Annotated in this window: 20 protein-coding genes; 10 read left to right on the plus strand and 10 right to left on the minus strand. The window is 69.3% G+C overall.

The window, feature by feature from the left end; translation table 11 throughout:
- Positions 1-121: 121 nt before the first annotated feature.
- Positions 122-1,612 carry a glycerol-3-phosphate dehydrogenase gene (glpD, locus tag M9980_RS12825; protein WP_250751560.1) on the minus strand — a complete coding sequence of 497 codons (1,491 nt, stop codon included), beginning with the start codon at positions 1,610-1,612 and terminating at the stop codon, positions 122-124.
- A gap of 52 nt (positions 1,613-1,664) precedes the next feature.
- Between glpD and M9980_RS12830 the strand changes: the two genes are divergently transcribed.
- The 3 genes from M9980_RS12830 to M9980_RS12840 all read left to right on the plus strand — a co-directional run bounded on the left by M9980_RS12830 (position 1,665) and on the right by M9980_RS12840 (position 4,995).
- Entirely contained in the window at positions 1,665-4,046 is a 2,382-nt protein-coding gene (locus tag M9980_RS12830) for a ribonuclease R family protein (RefSeq protein ID WP_250751561.1), read from the plus strand.
- Positions 4,047-4,143: 97 nt separating this feature from the next.
- Positions 4,144-4,443 carry a hypothetical protein gene (locus M9980_RS12835; RefSeq protein WP_250751563.1) on the plus strand — a complete coding sequence of 100 codons (300 nt, stop codon included), beginning with the start codon at positions 4,144-4,146 and terminating at the stop codon, positions 4,441-4,443.
- A gap of 48 nt (positions 4,444-4,491) precedes the next feature.
- Entirely contained in the window at positions 4,492-4,995 is a 504-nt protein-coding gene (locus M9980_RS12840; RefSeq protein ID WP_250751565.1) for a GAF domain-containing protein, read from the plus strand.
- Here the strand turns inward: M9980_RS12840 and M9980_RS12845 are convergent.
- From M9980_RS12845 to M9980_RS12855, 3 genes are read right to left on the minus strand one after another with little or no spacing between them, the layout of a single operon-like run.
- Positions 4,986-5,885, minus strand: coding sequence for a glycoside hydrolase family protein (locus M9980_RS12845; protein WP_250751566.1), 900 nt, complete (start codon positions 5,883-5,885; stop codon positions 4,986-4,988). The genes M9980_RS12840 and M9980_RS12845 overlap by 10 nt on opposite strands.
- Before the next feature lie 2 nt (positions 5,886-5,887).
- Positions 5,888-6,658, minus strand: a complete 771-nt coding sequence (locus M9980_RS12850; RefSeq protein WP_250751567.1) for an SDR family NAD(P)-dependent oxidoreductase — start codon at positions 6,656-6,658, stop codon at positions 5,888-5,890.
- Positions 6,659-6,713: 55 nt separating this feature from the next.
- Positions 6,714-7,874, minus strand: a complete 1,161-nt coding sequence (locus tag M9980_RS12855) for a saccharopine dehydrogenase family protein (protein ID WP_250751569.1) — start codon at positions 7,872-7,874, stop codon at positions 6,714-6,716.
- A gap of 110 nt (positions 7,875-7,984) precedes the next feature.
- Between M9980_RS12855 and gorA the strand changes: the two genes are divergently transcribed.
- Positions 7,985-9,334 carry a glutathione-disulfide reductase gene (gene gorA / locus M9980_RS12860; RefSeq protein WP_250754949.1) on the plus strand — a complete coding sequence of 450 codons (1,350 nt, stop codon included), beginning with the start codon at positions 7,985-7,987 and terminating at the stop codon, positions 9,332-9,334.
- Positions 9,335-9,566: 232 nt separating this feature from the next.
- On the opposite strand, the gene M9980_RS12865 is transcribed toward gorA, so the two are convergent.
- Positions 9,567-10,841, minus strand: a complete 1,275-nt coding sequence (locus M9980_RS12865; protein WP_250751571.1) for a dicarboxylate/amino acid:cation symporter — start codon at positions 10,839-10,841, stop codon at positions 9,567-9,569.
- Between the two features lie 71 nt (positions 10,842-10,912).
- On the opposite strand from M9980_RS12865, the gene glmM reads away from it, so the two are divergent.
- The 6 genes from glmM to folP all read left to right on the plus strand — a co-directional run bounded on the left by glmM (position 10,913) and on the right by folP (position 16,969).
- Entirely contained in the window at positions 10,913-12,250 is a 1,338-nt protein-coding gene (gene glmM, locus M9980_RS12870; protein WP_250751573.1) for a phosphoglucosamine mutase, read from the plus strand.
- Between the two features lie 148 nt (positions 12,251-12,398).
- On the plus strand, positions 12,399-12,623 hold the full coding sequence (locus M9980_RS12875) for a DUF1272 domain-containing protein (RefSeq protein ID WP_250751575.1): 225 nt from the start codon (positions 12,399-12,401) through the stop codon (positions 12,621-12,623).
- 383 nt (positions 12,624-13,006) lie between these two features.
- Positions 13,007-13,777: a bifunctional hydroxymethylpyrimidine kinase/phosphomethylpyrimidine kinase gene (gene thiD, locus M9980_RS12880; protein WP_250751577.1), complete on the plus strand. Its 771-nt coding sequence runs from the start codon at positions 13,007-13,009 to the stop codon at positions 13,775-13,777.
- A gap of 1 nt (position 13,778) precedes the next feature.
- Positions 13,779-14,408 (plus strand): ribonuclease HII, encoded by a 630-nt coding sequence (locus M9980_RS12885; protein ID WP_250751579.1) that lies wholly within the window; start codon positions 13,779-13,781, stop codon positions 14,406-14,408.
- Positions 14,409-14,570: 162 nt separating this feature from the next.
- Positions 14,571-15,701 carry a site-specific DNA-methyltransferase gene (locus M9980_RS12890; protein ID WP_277998300.1) on the plus strand — a complete coding sequence of 377 codons (1,131 nt, stop codon included), beginning with the start codon at positions 14,571-14,573 and terminating at the stop codon, positions 15,699-15,701.
- A gap of 140 nt (positions 15,702-15,841) precedes the next feature.
- Complete coding sequence (gene folP / locus M9980_RS12895; protein WP_250751582.1) at positions 15,842-16,969, plus strand: dihydropteroate synthase; 1,128 nt, start codon at positions 15,842-15,844, stop codon at positions 16,967-16,969.
- On the opposite strand, the gene M9980_RS12900 is transcribed toward folP, so the two are convergent.
- The 5 genes from M9980_RS12900 to M9980_RS12920 form a co-directional block, all read right to left on the minus strand.
- A complete protein-coding gene (locus M9980_RS12900) occupies positions 16,950-17,291 on the minus strand; it encodes a hypothetical protein (RefSeq protein ID WP_250751584.1) in 342 nt (113 codons plus the stop codon). The genes folP and M9980_RS12900 overlap by 20 nt on opposite strands.
- 28 nt (positions 17,292-17,319) lie before the next feature.
- The gene (locus M9980_RS12905; RefSeq protein WP_250751586.1) at positions 17,320-18,072 is read right to left on the minus strand and encodes an SDR family NAD(P)-dependent oxidoreductase; all 753 of its coding nucleotides are present in this window, start codon (positions 18,070-18,072) and stop codon (positions 17,320-17,322) included.
- 113 nt (positions 18,073-18,185) lie between these two features.
- Positions 18,186-19,616 carry a sigma-54-dependent transcriptional regulator gene (locus M9980_RS12910; protein WP_250751588.1) on the minus strand — a complete coding sequence of 477 codons (1,431 nt, stop codon included), beginning with the start codon at positions 19,614-19,616 and terminating at the stop codon, positions 18,186-18,188.
- A 101-nt stretch (positions 19,617-19,717) separates the two neighbouring features.
- On the minus strand, positions 19,718-20,353 hold the full coding sequence (locus tag M9980_RS12915; protein ID WP_250751590.1) for a DedA family protein: 636 nt from the start codon (positions 20,351-20,353) through the stop codon (positions 19,718-19,720).
- 51 nt (positions 20,354-20,404) lie between these two features.
- Positions 20,405-21,088, minus strand: coding sequence for a hypothetical protein (locus M9980_RS12920; RefSeq protein WP_250751592.1), 684 nt, complete (start codon positions 21,086-21,088; stop codon positions 20,405-20,407).
- Between the last annotated feature and the right edge of the window lie 45 nt (positions 21,089-21,133).

Below are 21,133 nucleotides of genomic sequence, written 5' to 3' on the forward strand. Positions count from 1 at the left end.
GAAGTCGAGAGCCCGTATCGAGAGGTCCCCTCTTGTGGCACCCACCTCTCGATACGTCGTCTCGACAAGCTCGACGCCTACTCGAGGCGAACGGTGGGGAAGGGGGGTAACCCATCGACGCCTACTCGAGGCGAACGGTGGGGAGGGAAGGTGCCTTCCCCTCCATCGCCCTCTCCACCGCAGCCACCATCGCCGCATCCGCCACCAGCCGTAGCTTGCTGCGCCGGTCGAGCACATCCGCCGCGGTCACCGCCCATTCCTGCGCGCGCATCCAGCCGAGCTCCACCGCGGTCAGCCCGCCGCCCAGTTCCGGCCCCATGTCGGCGATGCTCCGCACGTCGGCCAGCATCGTCCACAGTTGCTCGCCGTACGCATGCGCCATCCGCGCCGAACGTTGCCGCCCCAGAAACGGGTAGCGCTCGCGCACCTGCGCCAGGAACGTCGCGAAATCGGGGATCGCGCCGCCCGGAAACACCCGCGCCCGCGTCACCGGATGTGCCCTGACCCCGATCGACGGGCCGATCCGCGCCATCGCCTCCTCGGCCAGATGCCGCGCGGTCGTGATCTTGCCGCCAAACACGCTCAACAATGGCGGACCATCCTCGTCCAGCTCCAGCACGTAATCGCGCGTCACCGCCTTCGCTTCGCTCGCGCCGTCGTCATAGAGCGGCCGCACGCCCGACCATGTCGCGACCACATCGGCGGCCCCGATCTGCGTCACGAAATGGCGGTTGATCGCGTCACAAAGATATCCGACCTCGGCGTCGTCGATCACCGCATCCTCGGGCGCCGCGACGGGCACGTCGGTGGTGCCGATTTCGGTGAAGCCGTCCTGCCACGGCACCGCGAAGACGATGCGGCCGTCGGGCTGTTGCAGGATATAGGCGTGGTCACCGTCGTACAGCCGCGGCACGACGATGTGGCTGCCCTTGACCAGCCGCACGCCCGCCCGCGGCGTGACGCCCAGCAGCCCGGTCGCCTCCGCCACCCACGGCCCGGCGGCATTGACGATCCCGCGCGCGGTGACGCTGCGTCCGTCCGACAGCGTCGCGCGCCACGTGTTACCCTCGCGCCGCGCCGCCACCAGAGCGGTGCGCGTCGCGATCTCCGCGCCGTTCGCCGCGGCGTCCTGCGCATTGGCGAGCGTCAGCCGCGAATCGTCGACGAAGGCGTCCGAATAGACGAACCCGCGCTCCCCGCCCTTCAGCGGCGCGGTGTAGGCAACGTCGCCTTTCCGCAACCCCCGCGACCGCGGCAGGCTCGATCCCCACGCCAGCAGGTCGTACAGCCACAGCCCCGCGCGCACCAACCACCACGGCCGGACCGCATGCTCGTGCGGCAGCACGAACGCCAGCGGGCGGATCAGGTGCGGCGCCGCCGCCATCAGCCGCTCCCGCTCGGCCAGCGCCTCGTGCACCAGGCGGAAGTCGTAATATTCCAGGTAGCGTAGGCCGCCGTGGATCAGCTTGGTCGACGCCGACGAGGTGTGGCTGGCCAGGTCGTCGCGCTCGACCAGCAGGACGCCGAGGCCCAGCAGACTCGCCTCGCGCGCGATCGCACAGCCGTTGATGCCGCCGCCGATGATGAGCAGGTCGAAATCGGTCGCCGCCATGCCGCCTGCCTTAGCGGGTGACGGAACTGGTGCGAAACCCTATCTCGGGCGAATGCCCAAGCGTCCTCCCGGTCTCCCGACCCGCCAGCAGATCCTCGACTTCATCGAAACCTCGGACACACCGGCGGGCAAGCGCGAGATCGCGCGCGGCTTCGGGCTGCACGGCGCCGACAAGATCGCCTTGAAAGCGCTTCTGAAGGACATGGCCGACGAGGGGCTGATCGACGGCGCGCCGGGTCGCGCCTTCCACAAGATGGGCGGGCTGCCCAAGGTCACCGTGCTGCGCGTCGTCGACGTCGACGACGGCGGCAACGTCTGGGCGGTGCCCGATCGCTGGGAAGCCGAGGGCGTCGCGATTCCGCGGCTACGGGTGCGCGAGAAGAAGGGCGCAGCACTCGGCGTCGGCGCGCGCATCCTTGCCCGCACCGAGGAAGCCGGCAACGGCTGGATCGCCCACCCGATGAAAGTTCTCCCGCGCGGCGAGGACAATTTCATGGGCGTGCTTCGCGACGAGGGCGGCACGTTGTTCCTCGCCGGCCTCGACAAGAAGGACCGCCGCGACTGGCTGGTGTCGGACGCGGGCGGCGCGGTAGCGGGCGACCTGGTCATCGCCGAACGCGCCGGCCGCCCGCCGCGCGTCACCGCCCGTGTCGTCGAGCGGCTGGGCGAGGCGTTCGCGCCGCGCAGCTTCTCGATGATCGCGATTCACAAGCACGGCATTCCCCACGTCTTTTCGGGCGAACTGCTCGACGAGGCCAAGCGCGTGGCCGCGCAGCCGCTCGGCTCCACCAAACCGTTCGTTTCGAGCGAAGTCGAGAAACCTGAGCCCGGAACACGTTTCTCGACTTCGCTCGAAACGAACGGGAAATCCGAGGCGCGCGAAGACCTGCGCCATCTGCCCATCGTCGCGATCGACCCGGTCGATGCGCGCGACCATGACGATGCGGTGTGGGCGCAAGAACGCGAGGACGGCGGGTGGGACGCGGTGGTCGCGATCGCGGACGTCAGCTTCTACGTCCGCCCCGGCTCGCTCCTCGACCGCGAGGCGCGCAAGCGCGGCAATTCGGTCTATTTCCCCGACCGCGTCGTGCCGATGCTGCCGGAAATCCTGTCTGCCGACGTGTGCTCGCTGAAGGAAGGCGTCGACCGCGCCGCGCTCGCCTGCCACCTGAAGATTGCCAAATCGGGCAAGCTGGAAAGCTGGCGATTCAGCCGCGCGGTCGTCCGGCTCGCGGCCAACATTCCTTATGAGGATGCGCAGGCGGCGATCGACTACCATGCGTCACCCCAGCGAACGCTGGGGTCTTCGGCCGCAACCGCAGACACTGCTGCACCAGATCCCAGCTTTCGCTGGGATGACGCCTTGGTGGAGACGGCGCTCGTTCCCCTCTGGGCCTGCTGGCGCGCGCTGAACGCAGCGCGCGCCGCCCGCGCGCCGCTCGACCTCGACCTGCCCGAGCGTCGCATCGTGCTCGACGAAAAGGGCCGCATCCTCTCGGTCGCCCCGCGCGAACGATTGGACGCACACAAGCTGATCGAGGATTACATGATCGCCGCCAACGTCGCCGCGGCGAAGGCGCTGGAGGCGAAAAAGATGCCGGTCATGTACCGCGTCCACGAGCCCCCGGCGCGCGAGAAGCTGGTCGCGCTGAAGGAGTATCTCAAGACCTTCGACATCGAGTTTGCCTTGGGCCAGGTCATCCGCCCTGCCACCTTCAACCAGCTGCTCGACCGCATCGGCGACAGCGATTTCCGCCCCCAGGCGATGGAGCAGGTGCTCCGCACCCAGACCCAGGCCTATTACGGCCCGCAGAACGCCGGCCATTTCGGCCTCGCGCTCGGCAGTTACGCGCACTTCACCTCGCCGATCCGCCGCTACGCCGACCTGATGGTCCACCGCGCGCTGGTCGAGGGCTATAAGCTCGGCCCCGGCGGGATCACCCATGAGGAAGTCGCCGGCTTCGACCGCATCGGCGAAGGCATCAGCCAGCTCGAGCGCCGCGCGATGGAGGCGGAGCGGGAGACCGTCGATCGCTACGTCGCCGCCTACCTCAGCGAACATGTCGGCAGCATCATGGACGCACGCATCACCGGCGTGCAGTCGTTCGGCTTCTTCGCCACGGTCGAGGGGATCGGCGGCGATGGCCTGGTCCCCGCACGCGACCTGGGGGCCGAATATTTCCGCTGGGAGGAAAAGGGCCAGCGGCTGGTCGGCGAACACAGCGGCATCGAATTCGCGCTCGGCCAGCGGCTGCAACTGCGGCTGGCGGAGGCCAATCCGGTCAGCGGCGCGCTGCGCTTCGAACTGCCCGACGGCAAGGGATCGGCGGGCGGCGGCGACGATCGCGGCCACCGCGGCAAGGGGCGTCCACCGCGCGTCTTGAAGCACCGCGGCCGACCTGCCAACATCCGCCACCAGGGCCGGAAACGGTAGGGTACAAACCGTTCGTTTCGAGCGAAGTCGAGAAGCCTGAATCCGTGGCCTGTTTCTTGACTTCGCTCGAAACGAACGGAAAACAGGAGAGCAGCACATGGCAACCGCCGCAGCCGCCGTCGTCGCCAAGGCGCGACGCGACGTCATCTCGCACTTCATGTCGCGCGACGCGGTGTCGCCCGCGCAGGCGGTGCCGTTCGCGCCCGAACGCCGCGTCCAGCGCCGCATGTTCGAACGCTTTCAGGAGGCCGGGGTCGTGCGTCCGGGCGCGAAGGGCGGCTGGTACCTCGACGTGCCCGAATGGGACCGGTATTCGCGCACCCGCCGCCGCCGCGCGGGTGCGCTGATCGCCGGATCGGTCGCGATCGCCGGCGCTCTGGTTGCGCTTTTCGCGTGATCGCTTAGTGCGGACGGGTGCCGGATCGGCATGAATGCACGAGGTAGCATGATGACGGGCTGGGCAATCGACGACAGCGCACGACTGCGTACGGTCACCGAGCTGGGCATCGGTGGCGACTCCCCTCCCGATCCCGCACTGGACGCGATCGTGGCGGAAGCGGCCGCGATGTCCGGGATGCCGATCGCGCTCGTCACCGCAGTGGGCGCGGAGCAGCAGTGGTTCAAGGCGCGGGTCGGCACCGACCTAACCGGTACACCGGTCGACATGGCGATCTGCGCGCACGTGCTGGCGAAGGGCGACGCGCTGGTCATCCCCGACCTGGCGGCCGATGCGCGGACCATCGCCAACCCGCTCGTCACCGATGCGCCCAACATCCGCTTCTACGCGGGCGTGCCGCTGGTCACCGACGGCCAGGCGGTGGGGACTTTGTGCGTGCTCGACACCGAACCGCATGAGGGCTTCGGTCCGGACAAGATGGGCGGGCTGTCGAAGCTGGCGGACATGGCGATGGATGCGCTGCGACGGATGGGCGCCGCCGCTCAGGCGTAGCGCACCACTGCCGCACGGCGCAGGATGCGGTCCTCCAGCGAATAATAGAGCCAGATTGCGGCGTCGTCCTCGACCGTGGAGGCGGCAAAGGCGATGTCGGTCGCGGCGCGGTCGGTCGCCGGGGGCGGCACCAGGACGGGCTCGATCCCGCGGCCCGTCACGCGGGCGAAATCGGGGGAAAAGCTGATCCACCCGATCCGCCAGCGCGCGTCGACCGTCGCGCCGTTGTAGAACATCACCGGGTCGGCGCCCGCCGCCTGCACGATCGGCCCGGTCGACAGATGCCAATTGTCCCATCCGTCGGCGCGCACGGTGAAGGGGTCGTCGATCACCTCCCACGGCCCCGCCGGCGACGGCCCTGTCGCCATGCCGATTCGCGACGCGCCGCCCTTCGCATATTCGTAGAACAGCCGGCACGTCCCGTCGCTCGCCTCGGCCAGTGTCGCTTCCTTGATGTTGCCCTCGCCCTCCGGCGCCTTCAGTACCACCGCGTCCTTGGTCAGCGCGGTCAGCGTCGGGCCGGTCGCGACCATCATGCACCCCTGCGCCCGCGCGGCATCGACGCCGGTGTAGTAGATCAGATAGCCGTCGGCGTCGGTGACGACGGTCGGGTCTTCACACCCGCCGGCGTCGTCGGGGTCGGGGCCGGGCAGGATCGCCGGTGCGGCGTCCATGCGGAACAGCCGGCCATCGTCCGATTCGCCCGCCCAGATGATGCCGGTCGGATCGTCGGGGCCGAGCGGATCGGGCACGACCCGCACCAGCAACCGCCAGCGCCCGCCCTCGCGCCACACGAACGGGCTCATCAGATCGTACCCCGCCAGCCGACCCTCGGCGCCGGCGATATCGAGGGTCACGTCCTCCAGCGCCTCGACGACGTAAGCGACCATGCTCAGGCCCCCTGCGCGACGGTCAGCGACAGCGCGCCGTCGATGGTGACGGTGGTGCCGGTGATATAATCGGCGGCTGGCGACAGCAGGAACACGACCAGCGCGGCGACCTCGTCGGGCTTACCCGCCCGTCCCCACGGAATCGCGCGTTCCTTCGCCGCCAGCTCGTCCGGGTGGTCGAGCGCACTCTGGTTCATCGGCGTCAGGATCATGCCGGGCGCGACGCCGTTCACCGCGATGCCCTTGGGCGCCAGCTCCAGCGCCAGCGTCGCGGTCAGCTGCGCGAGGCCACCCTTGGCCGCATCGTAATCGACCCCGCCGGGACGCGGCGCGCGTTCGTGGATCGACGATATGTTGACGATCCGCCCGCCGCGCCCCTTCGCCTCCAGCGCGCGCACCATCCGCCGGCACGTCAGGAACGGACCGTACAGGTCGGATCGCACCACCCGGTCGAACTGCGCCAGCGCCATGTCGGCCAGCATCGTGCCGGTCATGTTCAGCCCCGCCGAATTGACCAGCAGCGTGACCGTGCCAAACGCATCCTCCGCCGCCTTGAACAGTGCCTCGACTGCGGCTTCGTCGCCGACGTCGGTCTGCACGGCGATGGAGCGTCCCCCCGTCGCGCCGATCTCGGCAACGACGGCATCGGCGGCGGCGGAGTCGCGAAACCAGGTGATGGCGACCGCCGCCCCGGTCGCCGCCAGCGCCACCGCGCACGCCCTGCCGATACCCGACTCCCCGCCGGTGACGATCGCTACGCTCGGTTCGGACATCGCTCGGGCTCCCGCTTGCTCGACGCCCGAACGCACGGAAACGCCGCCCGCTCCGTCAGCCCTCGATGGTGAAGGTCAGCCCCGCGTTCGCCTTCAGCCGCGCGACCAGTGGCGCCGCCATCAGCGCCCCTGCGGTCCAGATGCCGCCGTCGCCCTGCACATCCTTCACCAGGCAGATCGCGGCCTCGGCGATCATCTTGCTGGTCGATCCATAGCCGGGATCGCGGTCGCCGGTGACGGTCGCGGTCAGGCTGCGGCCGTCGGGATATTCGCCGATGAAGGCGATCTCGTAATGGCCGCTCTCGCGCTCCTCCTTCGACGGGCCTTCGCCGGGTTTCGGTCCCTTGTCGCTCGCCAGAGGGTTCAGCTTCGCCATCGCCTCCGCCGCGGCCCGCCCGATGTCGCCCAGCCCCGGCGCGACCATCATCTCGTCGTAGCGGAAGTCGGTGCCGTAGGGATGCCCCGCCAGCGCATTGGTGCGGTGGACGTTCTTGGTGTTGATGGCCGCCATGATGAACGGCGCCACCCACACGCCGATCGCGTCGTCATACTCGGGCAGCAGCCCCTTCGGCTGCGACGGCCCCTCGAACCCCGGCGTCAGCGCGAACGGGTCGATCATGAGCCTGAAGACGCCCGGATCGCGCGCGCCGGCGGCCAGCGTCGCCTTCAGGCTGGCGGCGGTCCCGCCAGAGAAGCCGCCCTTCATCGCCTTCACCCGGCCCTTCACACGCGGCGCCGGCGCGCCGAACTTCGCACGCGCCGCTTCCTGCAAGGTCCACACGCCCAGGTCGAACGGGATCGAATCGAACCCGCAGCTGAACACGATCCGCGCGCCCGTCGCCTGTGCATCTGCATGGTGCGCGTCGATCATGTGCCGCATCCACGCCGGCTCGCCGCACAGGTCGACATAAGCCGTCCCCGTCGCGGCGCAGGCGGCGACCAGGTCGCTGCCGTAGAGCTGGTACGGCCCGACCGTCGTCAGCACCACCTTCGTCCGTTCGCACATCGCGCGCAGGCTGGCGGGATCGTCGGCGTTGGCGGTGACCAGCGGCACCGACGCGCGCAGGCCGATTTCGGCGCGCACCTCCTCCAGCTTCGACAGCGACCGCCCCGCCATCGCCCATGTCACGCCGTGGTCGCGGCTGCCCAGATACTCCGCCACCAGCCGCCCGGTGAACCCGGTCGCGCCATAGACGATGATGTCGAATTCGCTCATGGCCCGCTCTCCGCTGTGTGTGCGGGAGCGTCGCGCATCGCCGGGTGGCGCGCAAGGCTTCAGCCACCTAGATGGCGGTCCATCACCCCACTCGAATGCTGGATGCGATCATGGCCAAGTACGACTACGACCTCTTCGTGATCGGCGCCGGCTCGGGCGGCACCCGCGCCGCGCGCGTGTCGGCGGCGCATGGCGCGCGGGTCGCGGTGGCGGAGGAGTATCGGGTCGGCGGCACCTGCGTCATCCGCGGCTGCGTGCCCAAGAAGCTGCTCGTGTACGGCGCCCACTTCGCCGAGGATCTGAAGGATGCGCGCCGTTTCGGCTGGAAAGTCCCCGACGCGTGCGAGTTTGACTGGAAATGCCTCCAGGAAAACGTCCTGGCCGAGGTCGACCGCATCAACGCCGCCTACACCAGCACGCTGGAAAGCCACGGGGTCGAGATCATCCCCGAACGCGCCGTCGTCACCGGGCCTCACAGCCTGAAGCTGGCCGGCGGGCGCGAGGTCACTGCGGAGCGCATCCTGATCGCGGTCGGCGCCCGCCCCCATGTGCCGTCCTGTCCCGGACACGAACACGGCATCACCTCGAACGACGTCTTCCACCTCGATGCCATTCCGAAGCGCATCCTGATCGCGGGCGCGGGCTATATCGCCAACGAATTCGCCGGCATCTTCAACGAATTCGGCAGCAAGGTGACGCTGATCAACCGCACCGACGTCATCCTGCGCGGATACGACGAATCAATCCGCGACCGCCTGCTCCAGATCAGCATGATGAAGGGGCTCGACTTCCGCTTCCACGCCGATTTCGAAGGCATCACCAAGGGCAAGGACGGGTGCCTGACCGTCAAGATGTCGAACCACGAGCCGATCACCGTCGACTGCGTGATGTTCGCCACCGGCCGCGTGCCCAACACCGATGGCCTCGGCCTCGACACCGCGGGCGTGGATCTGGACGACAAGGGCGCGGTCGTCGTCGATGCCGACAACCAGTCGTCGTGCAAGTCGATCTACGCGGTCGGCGACGTCACCAACCGCGTCCAACTGACCCCCGTGGCGATCCGCGAGGGTCAGGCGTTCGCCGACAGCGTCTATGGCAACAAGCCGACGCGCGTCGACTACACCAACATCCCGTCCGCCGTGTTCAGCCACCCGCCGATGGCCGGCGTCGGCCTGACCGAGGCGGAGGCCAAGCAGAAGCTCGGCACCGTAAAAGTCTATCTCTCCGACTTCCGCGCGATGAAGAACGTGCTCGCCAACCGCAACGAACGCTGCCTCTACAAGATGGTGTGCGAGGCCGAGACCGACGTCGTCGTCGGCCTCCACATGATCGGCCCCGACGCGCCGGAAATCCTCCAGGCGGCGGCGATCGCGGTGAAGGCGGGGCTGACGAAACAGGACTTCGACGACACGGTCGCGCTGCATCCGTCGATGGCGGAGGAGCTGGTTCTTCTGAGGTAAGAAGATAGGGGTTCGAGAGAAGGCGCGAAGGCGCGAAGAGAAAGGTGCTTTTGCGCGCAGAGGCGCAGAGGCTGTTGGTCTCTAGGCGCCGCAGGCTTGCACTTTCGCCCGGATGATGAAGGCGCTTCGCGCAGTCCCGAGCGCCTCATCTCCGCGCCTCCGCGCCTCTGCGCGAAAAATCGTTCTTCCTTCTTAGCGCCTTCGCGCCTTCCCTTCGAACCCCTGCCTTCTTCTACTGGGGCGCCTCGGCCAGAATAGCATCCGCCTCGGTCATAGCATCGCCCGTGCCCGATCGCCGCGCGATCGCGGATGTCGCCGCCACGTCCATCGCCACATTGCCCAGCGTCCGCATGATGTCGGGGAACGTCTCCACCGCCACCAGCAGCGCGAGCGGGCCGATCGGCAGGCCCATCGCGAGCGCAATCGGGGCGATCGACGACACGAAGCTGATCGTGCCCGGCAGACTGACCGCGCCCATCGTCGTCACTGCCGCCGCGGCGATGCCGATCGCGATCTGCCCCGCGGTCAGCTGCACCCCGAAGATGTGCGCGACGTACAGCGCGACGGCCAGGTTCATCGCCGGTCCCGTGAACCGGAAGATCGCGACCGCCAGCGGCAGGACCACGCCCGACGTCGCCACCGGTACCCCCAGCTTCTCGGTCGCGCGCAGCATGGCGGGCAGCGAGGCAAGGCTGGACTGGGTCGACACCGCCACCGCCGCCGGCTGGGTCATCGCGCGCAGATAGGCTCCGATCGACAGCCGCCCGCCGATCAGCGCCACCGGGAAGACCAGCAACGTGACGCCCGCCCCCGTCGCGGTGATGACGAACACATAATGGAGCAGCGCCCCGAACGCCGCGCCGCCCGCCTTCGCGCCCACCGTGAACGCCAGTGCGAACACCCCGACCGGGGCCAGCCACAGCACCCACCCGATCACGATCAGCATCGTGTCGGCGATCGCCTGGAATACCGCGGTGATCAGCTTGCGCGGTTCCTCGGGCAGGCGGGTGACCGCGAAACCGAACGCGACCGTGAACACGATCAGCGGCAGGAACTGGTCGTTCGCCGCCGCCGACAGCGGGTTGGTTGGCACCATCGCCACGAGGAACTCGGCGAATGGCGGCACCTTGCCGACCTCGCCCGCACTCGCCACCGCGCCTTTCAGTGCCGCGGCCGCGTCGGGGGACAGCGGGAACAGGTCGAGCAGCCCGAACATGATCGCCGCCGCCAGCGCCGAGGACGTCCACAAGAGCGCGATGAACACGGCGAGCGCCCGCGTCGCCAGCCGGCTCGCCCGCGCCGCCTCCGCGGTCGCGGCGATCCCGCACACCAGCAACCCCACGACCAGCGGCACGATCGTCATCTGCAACCCGTGCAGCCAGATCGTCCCCACCGGCTCGGTCACCGCCAGCAGCGCGACGTCGGCGGCGGGCGCCCACCACGACAGCGCGATGCCGAGGATCAGCCCCCCGGCCAGCGCGATCAGGATACGGGTGGCTTGCGACATGCTCGATTCTCCGGTGGCTGGGCGCTATGGCGGCGGCCACGACGGCTCACAAGGTTGCGGAAACACGCACGATGGCAAGAAAATATTTCGGCACCGACGGCATTCGCGGCCTGACCAACGCCAATAAAATGACTGCCGAGATGGCGATGCGGGTTGGCATGGCGGCGGGCAAGCACTTCCTCCGCGGCGACCACCGCCACCGCGTGGTGATCGGCAAGGATACGCGCCTGTCGGGCTATATGCTCGAAAGCGCGCTCGTCGCGGGCTTCACCTCGGTCGGCATGGACGTGGTGCTGCTGGGGCCGATGCCGACGCCGGCGGTCGCGATGCTGACCGCCTCGATGCGCGCCGACATGGGGGTGATGCTCTCGGCCAGCCACAACCCCTATTTCGATAACGGCATCAAATTGTTCGGCCCCGACGGCTACAAGCTGAGCGACGCCGACGAAGCCGCGATCGAGGCGGGGATCGACGGCGCGGTCGATCTCGCCCCCGCCGCCGAAATCGGCCGCGCCCGCCGGGTCGAGGATGCGCGCGGACGCTACATCCACTTCGCCAAGTCGACCTTTCCCGAAAACCTGCGGCTCGACGGCCTCAAGATCGTGGTCGATTGCGCGAACGGCGCCGGCTACCAGGTCGCACCCTCGGCCCTGTGGGAGCTGGGTGCCGAGGTCGTGGCGATCGGCGTGACGCCCAATGGCAAGAACATCAACGACCAGGTCGGATCGACCGCGCCGCTCACCCTGTGCGAAACCGTGGTCGCGAGCGGCGCGCATATCGGCATCGCGCTCGACGGCGACGCCGACCGGCTGATCGTCGCTGACGAACATGGCGAGGTCGTGGACGGCGACCAGCTGATGGCGACGATCGCCGGCGGCTGGGCGCGGCAGGGCCGGTTGCAGGGCGGGGGGCTGGTGGCGACGGTCATGTCGAACCTCGGCCTCGAACGCCATCTTGCGGCGCAGGGGCTGGGCCTCGTCCGCACCGCCGTCGGCGACCGCTACGTGCTTGAGAAGATGCGCGCGAGCGGTTACAACGTCGGCGGCGAGCAGTCCGGGCACATCATCCTCAGCGACTATGCGACCACCGGCGACGGTCTGGTCGCGGCGCTTCAGATCCTCGCCGAACTCGTCCGTGCTGGCGCCCCGGCGAGCGAAGTCCTCCACCGCTTCGAACCGCTCCCGCAGCTGTTGAAGAACGTCCGCTTCTCGGGCGGCAAGCCACTGGAGGCGGACGCGGTCAAGGCCGTGATCGCCGAGGCCGAGGCCGAACTGAACGGCACCGGTCGCCTGGTCATCCGCCCCTCGGGCACCGAACCGGTAATCCGCGTGATGGCCGAGGGCGACGACGCGGCGCAGGTCGAGGCGGTCGTGAACCGGATATGCGACGCGGTGCGGGCGGCGGTGTAACCGACGAGACGCCTGGGTTTGCGCCAGCAAAGCCAGGACTCGTCCCGCCCGGGCAGCGGAGCGGCGTAGCCGTTCCGTCTGACGGCCGGGTGCGCCGAAATGCTCGCCCGGCATGGCGTGTCCGCCCCAAAAGCCCTAGACTCCGCGCATGCTCGAAATGCGCCCCGACTGCGAACGCTGCGGCGTCGATCTGCCCGCCGACGAGGCGGGCGCCTTCATCTGCTCGTTCGAGTGCACTTTCTGCGCCGAGTGCGCGGACAAATTCGACGAGCGTTGCCCGAATTGCGGCGGCGAACTGCTTGATCGCCCGGCCCGCGTGGATGACGCGCTGGAGCGGCATCCGGCCTCGACCGAGCGACGGTTCCGGGGCTAGCCGCGCCGCGCGCAACCCTGGGCTCCCGCCTGCGCGGGAGCGCGATGCGTTGTGCTCGTTTCCGCTCCTCATGCGCGCCGTGCCCCCGCGAAGGCGGGGGTCTAGGGCAGGCACGGGATCGCTCGAGGCTCTCCCGCCGGCATTACAGGCAAACCTGCAACTCCAATCGTTCCCCGGCGAAGGCCGGGGCCCAGTTGGGTGCCGATCATGATCCAACGCGCGACCTATCCAACACGACCTCCGCACCCGGACCCCGGCGTTGGCCGGGGCACACGACGCTGTCCAAAACCGCTGTCCTACACGCCCCTGTCATGGCATGGGCGCGGCATGTTCCGACCCCCCGATCGGCCGTCAACTTTGTCAACATTCGCGAGGTCGCGCGCATGACGATCGCGCGCGTGCTGATCGTCGCGGGATCCGATTCGGGCGGCGGCGCGGGGATTCAGGCCGATATCAAGACAGTGACGATGCTCGGCGGCCACGCGATGACCGCGGTCACCGCGATCACCGCGCAGAACACGCTGGGCGTGCAGCGGGTCATGCCGATCCCCGCCGACATGGTGATCGCCCAGATCGACAGCGTCGTCGGCGACATCGGGGTGGACGCGGTGAAGATCGGGATGATCGGATCGGCCGACACCGCCCATGCCGTCGCCGACCGGCTCGAACGCCTCGACGTACCGATCGTGTTCGATCCGGTCATGGTCGCGACCAGCGGATCGACGCTGGCCGATGCCGCGACCGTCGCCGCGTTTGAGCGGCTGATCACGATCGCCAGCGTCGTCACCCCGAACATCCCCGAGCTCGCCGCGCTCGGCGGCGAGGCGGCGGTACTCGCCCACGGCTGCCACCTCGCGGCCAAGGGCGGTCACGCCGATGGTGGCTGGATCGTCGACCGTCTGCTGTCTCCGCACGGCGAGGTCGCCCGGCTGGAGGGCGAACGCATCGAAACCGCCCACACCCACGGCACCGGGTGCAGCTTCGCCAGCGCGCTCGCCTGCGGGCTGGCGCAGGGGATGGACATGGCCGACGCCTTCACGCGCGCGGTCCGGTTCGTGCGGACGGCTCTCTCCCATGCGCCGGGGCTGGGGCAGGGGCACGGACCCATCGGCCACGCCCTTGGCGTCATCCCGTTCGACGCGATCGAGGGCTGAGATGCCGTCGCTGCGCCACGAAAAGCTGCTGCTCGCCCCCGTAGCCGGGGTGGACGAGGCGGGGCGTGGGCCACTCGCCGGACCGGTCGTCGCCGCCGCGGTGATCCTGCCCGCCAAGGGCATCCCGCGTGGGATCGACGATTCGAAGAAGCTGCCCGCGAAGGAACGCGAACGCCTCGCCGCGCGGCTGCGCGGGTGCGCGATCGTCGGCGTCGGCATCGTCGAGCCCGACGAGATCGACCGCCTGAACATCTACTGGGCGACGATGAAGGCGATGACGCTGGCGGTCGACGCGCTTGGCATCGCCCCCGGTCACGTGCTGGTCGACGGCAACCGGTCCCCACGCTGGAACCACGCCTGCACCCCGATCGTGAAGGGCGATTCGATCAGCCTGTCGATCGCCGCCGCGTCGATCATCGCCAAGACGACCCGCGACGCCATCATGATCGCCGCCGCCGACACCTGGCCCGCCTACAACTGGCATTCGAACAAGGGATACGGGTGCGCCCATCACCTGCGGGCGCTGCGCGAACATGGGCCGACCCCTCTTCACCGCCGGTCGTTCGCACCGGTCGCCCAAGCCGAATTGCCGTTATCCATGCCGCACGAGTCTTTTCCGCCACACCACTAGGGGTTGTGGATAACTTGTCCACATGGACTCAAGATGCGGGCCCGGCCCGGAAATGTTCCGCTCCGTTAACGATTTCTTGACCGGAACCGTTAACCAATGTGCGCTTGACGGAGTCCGCCGGCTCGGTCGATTTCGCGGTTCAACAACGGGGGGCCGATTCACGTGGGGGTTATCGAAAAGGTCGCAGGCACGCCTGCGCTCGCCGACGAGGCGCCCCTCGATCTGGCGCTCGACCGCATCATCAAGGGCGACTGCATCGCCGTCATGCGCGCGTTGCCGGCGAAGTCGGTAGACCTGATCTTCGCCGACCCGCCCTATAATCTCCAGCTCGGCGGCGACCTGAACCGCCCCGACGGCAGCCATGTCGATGCCGTCACCGACGAGTGGGACAAGTTCGACAGCCTGGCCGCGTACGACCGCTTCACGCGGGAGTGGCTGGCCGAGGCGAAGCGCATCCTGAAGCCGAACGGCGCGATCTGGGTGATCGGCAGCTACCACAATATCTTCAAGGTCGGCGCCGCGATCCAGGATCTGGGCTATTGGATCCTGAACGACATCGTGTGGCGCAAGGCCAACCCGATGCCGAACTTCAAGGGCACCCGCTTCACCAACGCACATGAGACTTTGATCTGGGCGTCGATGGGCGAGAAGTCGCGCTACACCTTCAACTATCGCAGCATGAAGACGCTGAACGACGAACTGCAGATGCGCAGCGACTGGGAATTTCCGATCTGCGGCGGGCAGGAGCGACTGAAGAAGGACGGGGTGAAGGTCCACCCGACCCAGAAGCCCGAGGCGCTGATCTACCGCATCCTGCTGGCCTGTTCGAAGCCCGGCGACGTGATCCTCGACCCGTTCTTCGGCACCGGCACCACCGGCGCGGTCGCCAAGCGATTGGGACGCCGCTGGATCGGCATCGAGCGCGAGGACGACTATATCGCCGCCGCCGAGGAACGCATCGCCGCCGCGCTGCCGCTCGACGAATCGGCGCTGACCACGATGCAGTCGCCCAAGGCCGCGCCGAAGGTCGCGTTCGGGACATTGGTCGAGACGGGCTATTTGCTGCCCGGCGCGGTGCTGACCGACACCAAGCGCCGCTGGCGCGCCACCGTCCGCGCCGACGGCTCGCTGCTGAGCGATTGCGGCCAGGTCGGCTCGATCCACAAGCTCGGCTCGGTGTTGCAGGGCGCCCCGGCTTGCAACGGCTGGACCTTCTGGCACCACGAGGGCGAGGGCACTCTGAAGCCGATCGACACGCTGCGGCAGACGTACCTGCTGGCGACGCAGCCTTAGCGCCGGCAGGCGAATTGGCGCGCCAGTTCGCCGGCTCGGCCGGCGCTGCGGCCGGCGGCACATCGTGCCGACCGACGACGCGGCTTTGCCGCGGCGCGCCACGTGCTACTGCCCAAGGCCCCTCGCGCCGGGAATAAACAATGTTCGACCCAGCCACCCTCCCCCCCACCGCCCGCCTCTACCTTCGCCCAGAGGCGATCGTGGACACCCCCGTTGGCCGCGATGGAGAGGTCGCGCGCTTGGCCGGCGGGCTGCTCTGGTTCGCCGCCTATGAGCTGATCGCGGTCGTGGACGGCGCCCGCGTCGTCCAGGCGAGCGTGCCGATCGCGGCGCTGCCCGGCGTCATCGCCAATCTGCCCGCGTCCCAGGCCGCGCGGCTGCGGCTGTTGGCCGAACGCATCTCGGCCACCCGCGCGCCGCTCATCCTCGGGCCGCGCACCGTCCGGCTCGACCAGCCGCAGGTGATGGGTATCCTGAACGTCACCCCCGACAGCTTTTCGGACGGCGGAGCGCATGGCGACGACCCTCAGGCGCTCGCGCGCATCGGGTTCGACATGGGCACGGCGGGCGCCGCGCTGGTCGATGTCGGCGGCGAATCGACTCGCCCCGGCGCCAAGGCGGTATGGGAAGGCGATGAGGTCGCGCGGGTCGAGCCCGTCGTCCGCGCGCTCGCCGCGACCGGCACGCCGGTGTCGATCGACACGCGCAAGGCCGCAGTGATGACTGCCGCGCTTGGTGCCGGGGCGAGCGTCGTCAACGATGTCGCCGCGCTTGCCTGGGATGACCGTGCGCTCGGTGTTGCCGCGCGCGCCGGCTGCCCGGTCGTGCTGATGCACTCGCCCGAGCCCGCAAGCGGCCCGCATGCGGGCGGCGGCTACGGCGATGTCGCGATTGAGGTGTTCGACTGGCTGGAAGCGCGGATCGAGGCGGTGGTGGCGGGCGGTGTCGATCGCTCACGCATCCTGATCGATCCGGGCATCGGCTTTGCCAAGACGCTCGCCGACAATCTCGCGCTGCTGAACGCGCTCACCCTGTTCCACGGCCTCGGCTGCGCGGTCGTGCTCGGGGCCAGCCGCAAGCGGCTGATCGGCGCGCTGTCGAACGAGGCGCCGGTCGACGAACGGCTCGGCGGCAGTCTCACGCTCGCCCTCCACGGCGCGAACGCCGGCGTGCAGATGCTGCGCGTTCACGACGTCGCCGAAACCGCGCAGGCGCTCCGCGTGTGGCGGGGCCTGCGCGACGCGGCGCTTACGTCGCGGCGCGACTGAGGACCAGCTGCGGGGCCATCGGCCGCGTGACCGCGATGCCGTACAGCGCGACACCCAGCACCAGCAGGATCAGCGCCGCGATCGCCACGCCGCGCCGCTTGCCCGCGACATGGCCCGGCACCGCCGCGCCGATCAGCAGCACGCCCCCGACCAGCCACCGCGAATCGCCGGTACCGTGCCACCACAGGATGCCGAGCACCCCCGCCACGAGTGCCGCGACCAGCTGCACCGTCCGCAACGCAGGCGGCGCGCCTGCGCTCAATCGGTAGAGGGCGGTCCCCACCGCGATCAGCGCGGCGACGAGTGCGACGATACCCAGCATGCGATCCTCCCCGGTCGTTACGCCTGTGTCATAGCGTGTATCCGCCGTCGCTGACCAGCGTCGTGCCCGTCACCAGTGCCGCATTGTCCGACAGCAGGAACGCGATCTGCGTGGCGATCTCGTCCGCACTCGCGAACCGCCCGAGCGGCGTCGCAGCGCGCGCGATTTCGGCGAACGCGGCATCGCGCCCGATCTCGGCGGCGCTCGCGGCGAACATCGGCACCGCGTCCCACACCGGCGTCTCCACGCCTGCCGGCGCGACGGCGTTGACGCGGATGTTCGACGCCGCACCTTCCTTCGCCGCGACCTTGACCAGATGCATCAGCGCCGCCTTCGACGCGCCATAGGCGGCGGTGCCGGGCTCGGGCTTGATCCCGGTCGCCGACGCGGTCGCGACGATGCTGCCCCCGCGGCGCTTCATCGCCCGCATCGCCGCGCGCAGCGTCAGGAATGCGCCGTCGAGGTTGACCGACAGGATGCGGCGCCACTCGGCGAAGTCATGGTCGGCGATCCCCGAAGCCCCCGCGACGCCGGCATTGACGACCGCGTGGTCGAGATCGCCGAGATAGGCCGCGGCATTGTCCCAGAACGCCTCGTCGCGCACGTCGCCCGGCAGCAGATCGAGCGTGCAGGGCAGGTCGATCCGCGCCAGCGCGTCGGCATCGCTGTCGACCAGCACCAGCCGGGCCGCGCCCGCATGGGCAAGGTGGTGCGCGGTCGCGAGGCCGATGCCGGAGGCGGCGCCGGTGATAAGGATGGTGCGGTGGGTGAAGGCGGGCATGCCCTCCCTCTACCCGTTCGTTTCGAGCGAAGTCGAGAAACAGGCCGCACGTTAAGCGCGAGATTTCTCGACTACGCTCGAAACGAACGGATGAGTGTGCCCTGAGAGCCCCCTCACGCCGCGCTGGATTGGTCGATGCCGAGTTCGCCGAGCTTGCGGTACAGGGTCGACCGCCCGATCCCCAGCCGCCGCGCGACTTCGGTCATGCGCCCGCGGTAGTGACCGATGGCGAGGCGGATCACGTCGGCCTCGATCTCCTCCAGCGCGCGCAGATTGCCGTCGGCGCGGAACAGGGTGACGCCGCTTGCCCCGACGATCGACCCGGCACTGCCGGCGGGCGTGGCGCGGGCACCGGCGAGCGTCGCGATCTGCGGGAAATCGGCCTTGGTCAGTGCATCGCCGTCGCACAGCACCGCGGCGCGGAAGAGCGCGTTCTGCAACTGGCGCACGTTGCCCGGCCAGTCGTAGCCGACCAGCAGCGACAGCGCGTCGTCGGTGATGCCGAGCGGGCGCAACCCCGGCTGCATCGCCACCCGCCCCAGCAGATGCCGCGCCAGCGGAGCGATGTCGCCCGGACGATCGCGCAAGGGGGGGATCGTCACCTGCACCACGTTCAGCCGGTAATAGAGGTCTTCGCGGAAGCGTCCGCCGGCCACTTCATCGGCCAGCGTCTTGTTGGTGGCGGCGATCACGCGGACGTCGACTTCGCGGGGATGGCGCGCGCCGATCGGCTGGATCTCGCCCGACTGCAACACGCGCAGCAGCTTCACCTGCGCCTCCAGCGGCATCTCGCCGATCTCGTCGAGGAAGATGGTGCCGCCGTCGGCATCGGCGAAGCGCCCGATCTTGCGTTCGAACGCGCCGGTGAAGGCACCCTTTTCGTGCCCGAACAGCTCGCTTTCGACGAGGTTCGCAGGGATCGCACCGCAATTGACGCGGATCATCGGTTTCTTGGCGCGCGGGGACGCGGCGTGGAGCGCGTCGGCGACGACTTCCTTGCCGACCCCGCTTTCGCCCTCGATCAGCACCGGCACGCGCGCGCGCGCGGCCTTCGCCGCGATGGCGAGCGCGGCGCGGAACTGCGGCGCGGCGCCCACGATATCCTCGAACGCCAGGCTGGCGGGCAGCTTCTCGGTCAGTGGGCGGAGCTCGCCCGTGCCGGCGGCGCCGAGCGCGGCGTCGAGCGCCGACAGCAGCCGTTCGGGGCTGAGCGGCTTGACCAGGAAGTCGGTCGCGCCCGCGCGCATCGCCTGGACCGCGGCGGCGACCGAGTTGTTGGCGGTCAGCATCAGGATGGGGAGTGCGGGGCGCCGGCTGCGCAGCTCGCCGATCAGCGCCGCGGTATCGGCATCCGGCGACCAGCTGTCGAGCAGGATCGCATCCAGCGCCATGCCGTCGGGCGTGCCGAGCTGCGCGATCGCGACTTCGGGATCGCCCGCAGCGATCGTCCGCCATCCGCGCCGCCCGGCGATCGCCGCGATCAGCCGCCGCTGCGCCGGCTCGTCGTCGATCACCATCAGCAGGCGCTGGCCGCTTCGCGTCATTGTCTGCCCGTCCCCATTGTCCCGTTTCGGACACCGGTCTTACGGACGACGGGTAAAGGGCGGCTTAAACCGTCCCGGCGCGGGACGCCGGGCTTGCGGGCTCAGCGGTTGGCGGCGCGGATCTTGGCGATGCGATGCCACACGTACCAGACGACGGCGACCAGCAGGACGATGCCGATGACGGCGTCGGCGGAGTGGAAGAACGCGCGCACCCGCGGGTCGCCGTGCCATTTCTCGCCGAGTTCGCGTCCGACCCAGGCGAGCGCGAAACAGAACGGCCAGGATCCCGCGAAGGTATAGAGGTGGAACGGCACCAGCGGCATCCGCGCGACGCCCGCCGGGAAGGCGATGAAGGTGCGGATGACCGGCAGCAGCCGCCCGACGAACACCGCCGACGATCCGAATCGCTGGAAGAAGCGGTCGGCGGCGTCGAGTTCGTCGGGGCCGATCAGCAGATACTTGCCCCAGCGCACGACGAACGGGCGCCCGCCGCGCTTACCGACCTCATAGGCGACGATCGACCCGAGGTTGCACCCGAGCGCGCCGGCGGTAGCGGCGAGCCAGATGTTCATCTTGCCGAGCGACACAAGATAGCCCGCGAACGGCATGATGAGTTCGGACGGCAGCGGCACGCACGCGCTTTCGATCGCCATCAGCAGGGCGACGCCCCAATAGCCGGTCGCCTCGATCACCGAGATGACGATGTTGGCGAGGAACGCGAGAATCTGTTCGACCATGGCGCCGCGCAGTGGCCGAAGTCGGGGCGGAGCGCCAGTGGCTAAGTATTGCTAGCGCGCGGCGACCGCATAGCCGGTGGCGCCGCGCGGCGGCCCCTCGGCGAGCACGACCGCGCTGTCATAGGCGAGGCGGGGCGCGGTGCGACCCGCATTCCACGCGGCCAGATCGGCGCGGTACGCGGCGTAGCGATCGAAGAAATTCGTGAACGGCGCGTCGAGCACGCCGAGCGCGAGTGGCGCGTAGTCGGCAAAGTCCTTGGGCTCGGCGGCCATTTTGGCGGCGACGGTCGCGGCGGCGGTGCAGAAGCTCGCCTGGACATTCGGCAGCGCGAAATAATTGTAGAGTCGGGTCATGCCGGTGTCGAACGCGGCGCCGGCCTCGCGCTGAAGTGCTGTGTGCGCGGCGGAAAAGGCGGCGCGGTGGACGCGCAACATGGCGTTGTAGTTGGCGAGCAGCGCGTCGTCGTTGCAGCGCAATGCCGCGACGTTCAGCGCCGCACGCAGATGCCAGACCGCGGTTGCGCCCGATGCGCCGCGGTTGGGCGTGTCGAAGCTGCCGTCGGCGAGGCGGGTCGGGATGGTGAGATTGGCCGCGGCGCCCGCGGGCGGTAGCGGCATCGGCTGTACCGCGACGGGCTGCGGAAGCGGTGGCGGCGCCGCCGCGATTTCGCGCGGGGCATGGCCGCAGCCGGGCAGGAGAGCGGCCAGCGCCGCCAGACACAAGACACCACGCATCGTCGTCGCCCTTCAGCCCCCCGGCCTGCGGAGGGTGTAGGCGCA

Source organism: Sphingomonas donggukensis (assembly GCF_023674425.1).
Taxonomy (GTDB): Bacteria; Pseudomonadota; Alphaproteobacteria; order Sphingomonadales; family Sphingomonadaceae; genus Sphingomonas; species Sphingomonas donggukensis.

Coding starts and splice junctions, on each gene's coding strand:
- glpD (WP_250751560.1), bottom strand. CDS start 1,612: ATGGCGGCGACCGATTTCGACCTGCTCATCATCGGCGGCGGCATCAAC.
- M9980_RS12830 (WP_250751561.1), top strand. CDS start 1,665: ATGCCCAAGCGTCCTCCCGGTCTCCCGACCCGCCAGCAGATCCTCGAC.
- M9980_RS12835 (WP_250751563.1), top strand. CDS start 4,144: ATGGCAACCGCCGCAGCCGCCGTCGTCGCCAAGGCGCGACGCGACGTC.
- M9980_RS12840 (WP_250751565.1), top strand. CDS start 4,492: ATGATGACGGGCTGGGCAATCGACGACAGCGCACGACTGCGTACGGTC.
- M9980_RS12845 (WP_250751566.1), bottom strand. CDS start 5,885: ATGGTCGCTTACGTCGTCGAGGCGCTGGAGGACGTGACCCTCGATATC.
- M9980_RS12850 (WP_250751567.1), bottom strand. CDS start 6,658: ATGTCCGAACCGAGCGTAGCGATCGTCACCGGCGGGGAGTCGGGTATC.
- M9980_RS12855 (WP_250751569.1), bottom strand. CDS start 7,874: ATGAGCGAATTCGACATCATCGTCTATGGCGCGACCGGGTTCACCGGG.
- gorA (WP_250754949.1), top strand. CDS start 7,985: ATGGCCAAGTACGACTACGACCTCTTCGTGATCGGCGCCGGCTCGGGC.
- M9980_RS12865 (WP_250751571.1), bottom strand. CDS start 10,841: ATGTCGCAAGCCACCCGTATCCTGATCGCGCTGGCCGGGGGGCTGATC.
- glmM (WP_250751573.1), top strand. CDS start 10,913: ATGGCAAGAAAATATTTCGGCACCGACGGCATTCGCGGCCTGACCAAC.
- M9980_RS12875 (WP_250751575.1), top strand. CDS start 12,399: ATGCTCGAAATGCGCCCCGACTGCGAACGCTGCGGCGTCGATCTGCCC.
- thiD (WP_250751577.1), top strand. CDS start 13,007: ATGACGATCGCGCGCGTGCTGATCGTCGCGGGATCCGATTCGGGCGGC.
- M9980_RS12885 (WP_250751579.1), top strand. CDS start 13,779: ATGCCGTCGCTGCGCCACGAAAAGCTGCTGCTCGCCCCCGTAGCCGGG.
- folP (WP_250751582.1), top strand. CDS start 15,842: ATGTTCGACCCAGCCACCCTCCCCCCCACCGCCCGCCTCTACCTTCGC.
- M9980_RS12900 (WP_250751584.1), bottom strand. CDS start 17,291: ATGCTGGGTATCGTCGCACTCGTCGCCGCGCTGATCGCGGTGGGGACC.
- M9980_RS12905 (WP_250751586.1), bottom strand. CDS start 18,072: ATGCCCGCCTTCACCCACCGCACCATCCTTATCACCGGCGCCGCCTCC.
- M9980_RS12910 (WP_250751588.1), bottom strand. CDS start 19,616: ATGACGCGAAGCGGCCAGCGCCTGCTGATGGTGATCGACGACGAGCCG.
- M9980_RS12915 (WP_250751590.1), bottom strand. CDS start 20,353: ATGGTCGAACAGATTCTCGCGTTCCTCGCCAACATCGTCATCTCGGTG.
- M9980_RS12920 (WP_250751592.1), bottom strand. CDS start 21,088: ATGCGTGGTGTCTTGTGTCTGGCGGCGCTGGCCGCTCTCCTGCCCGGC.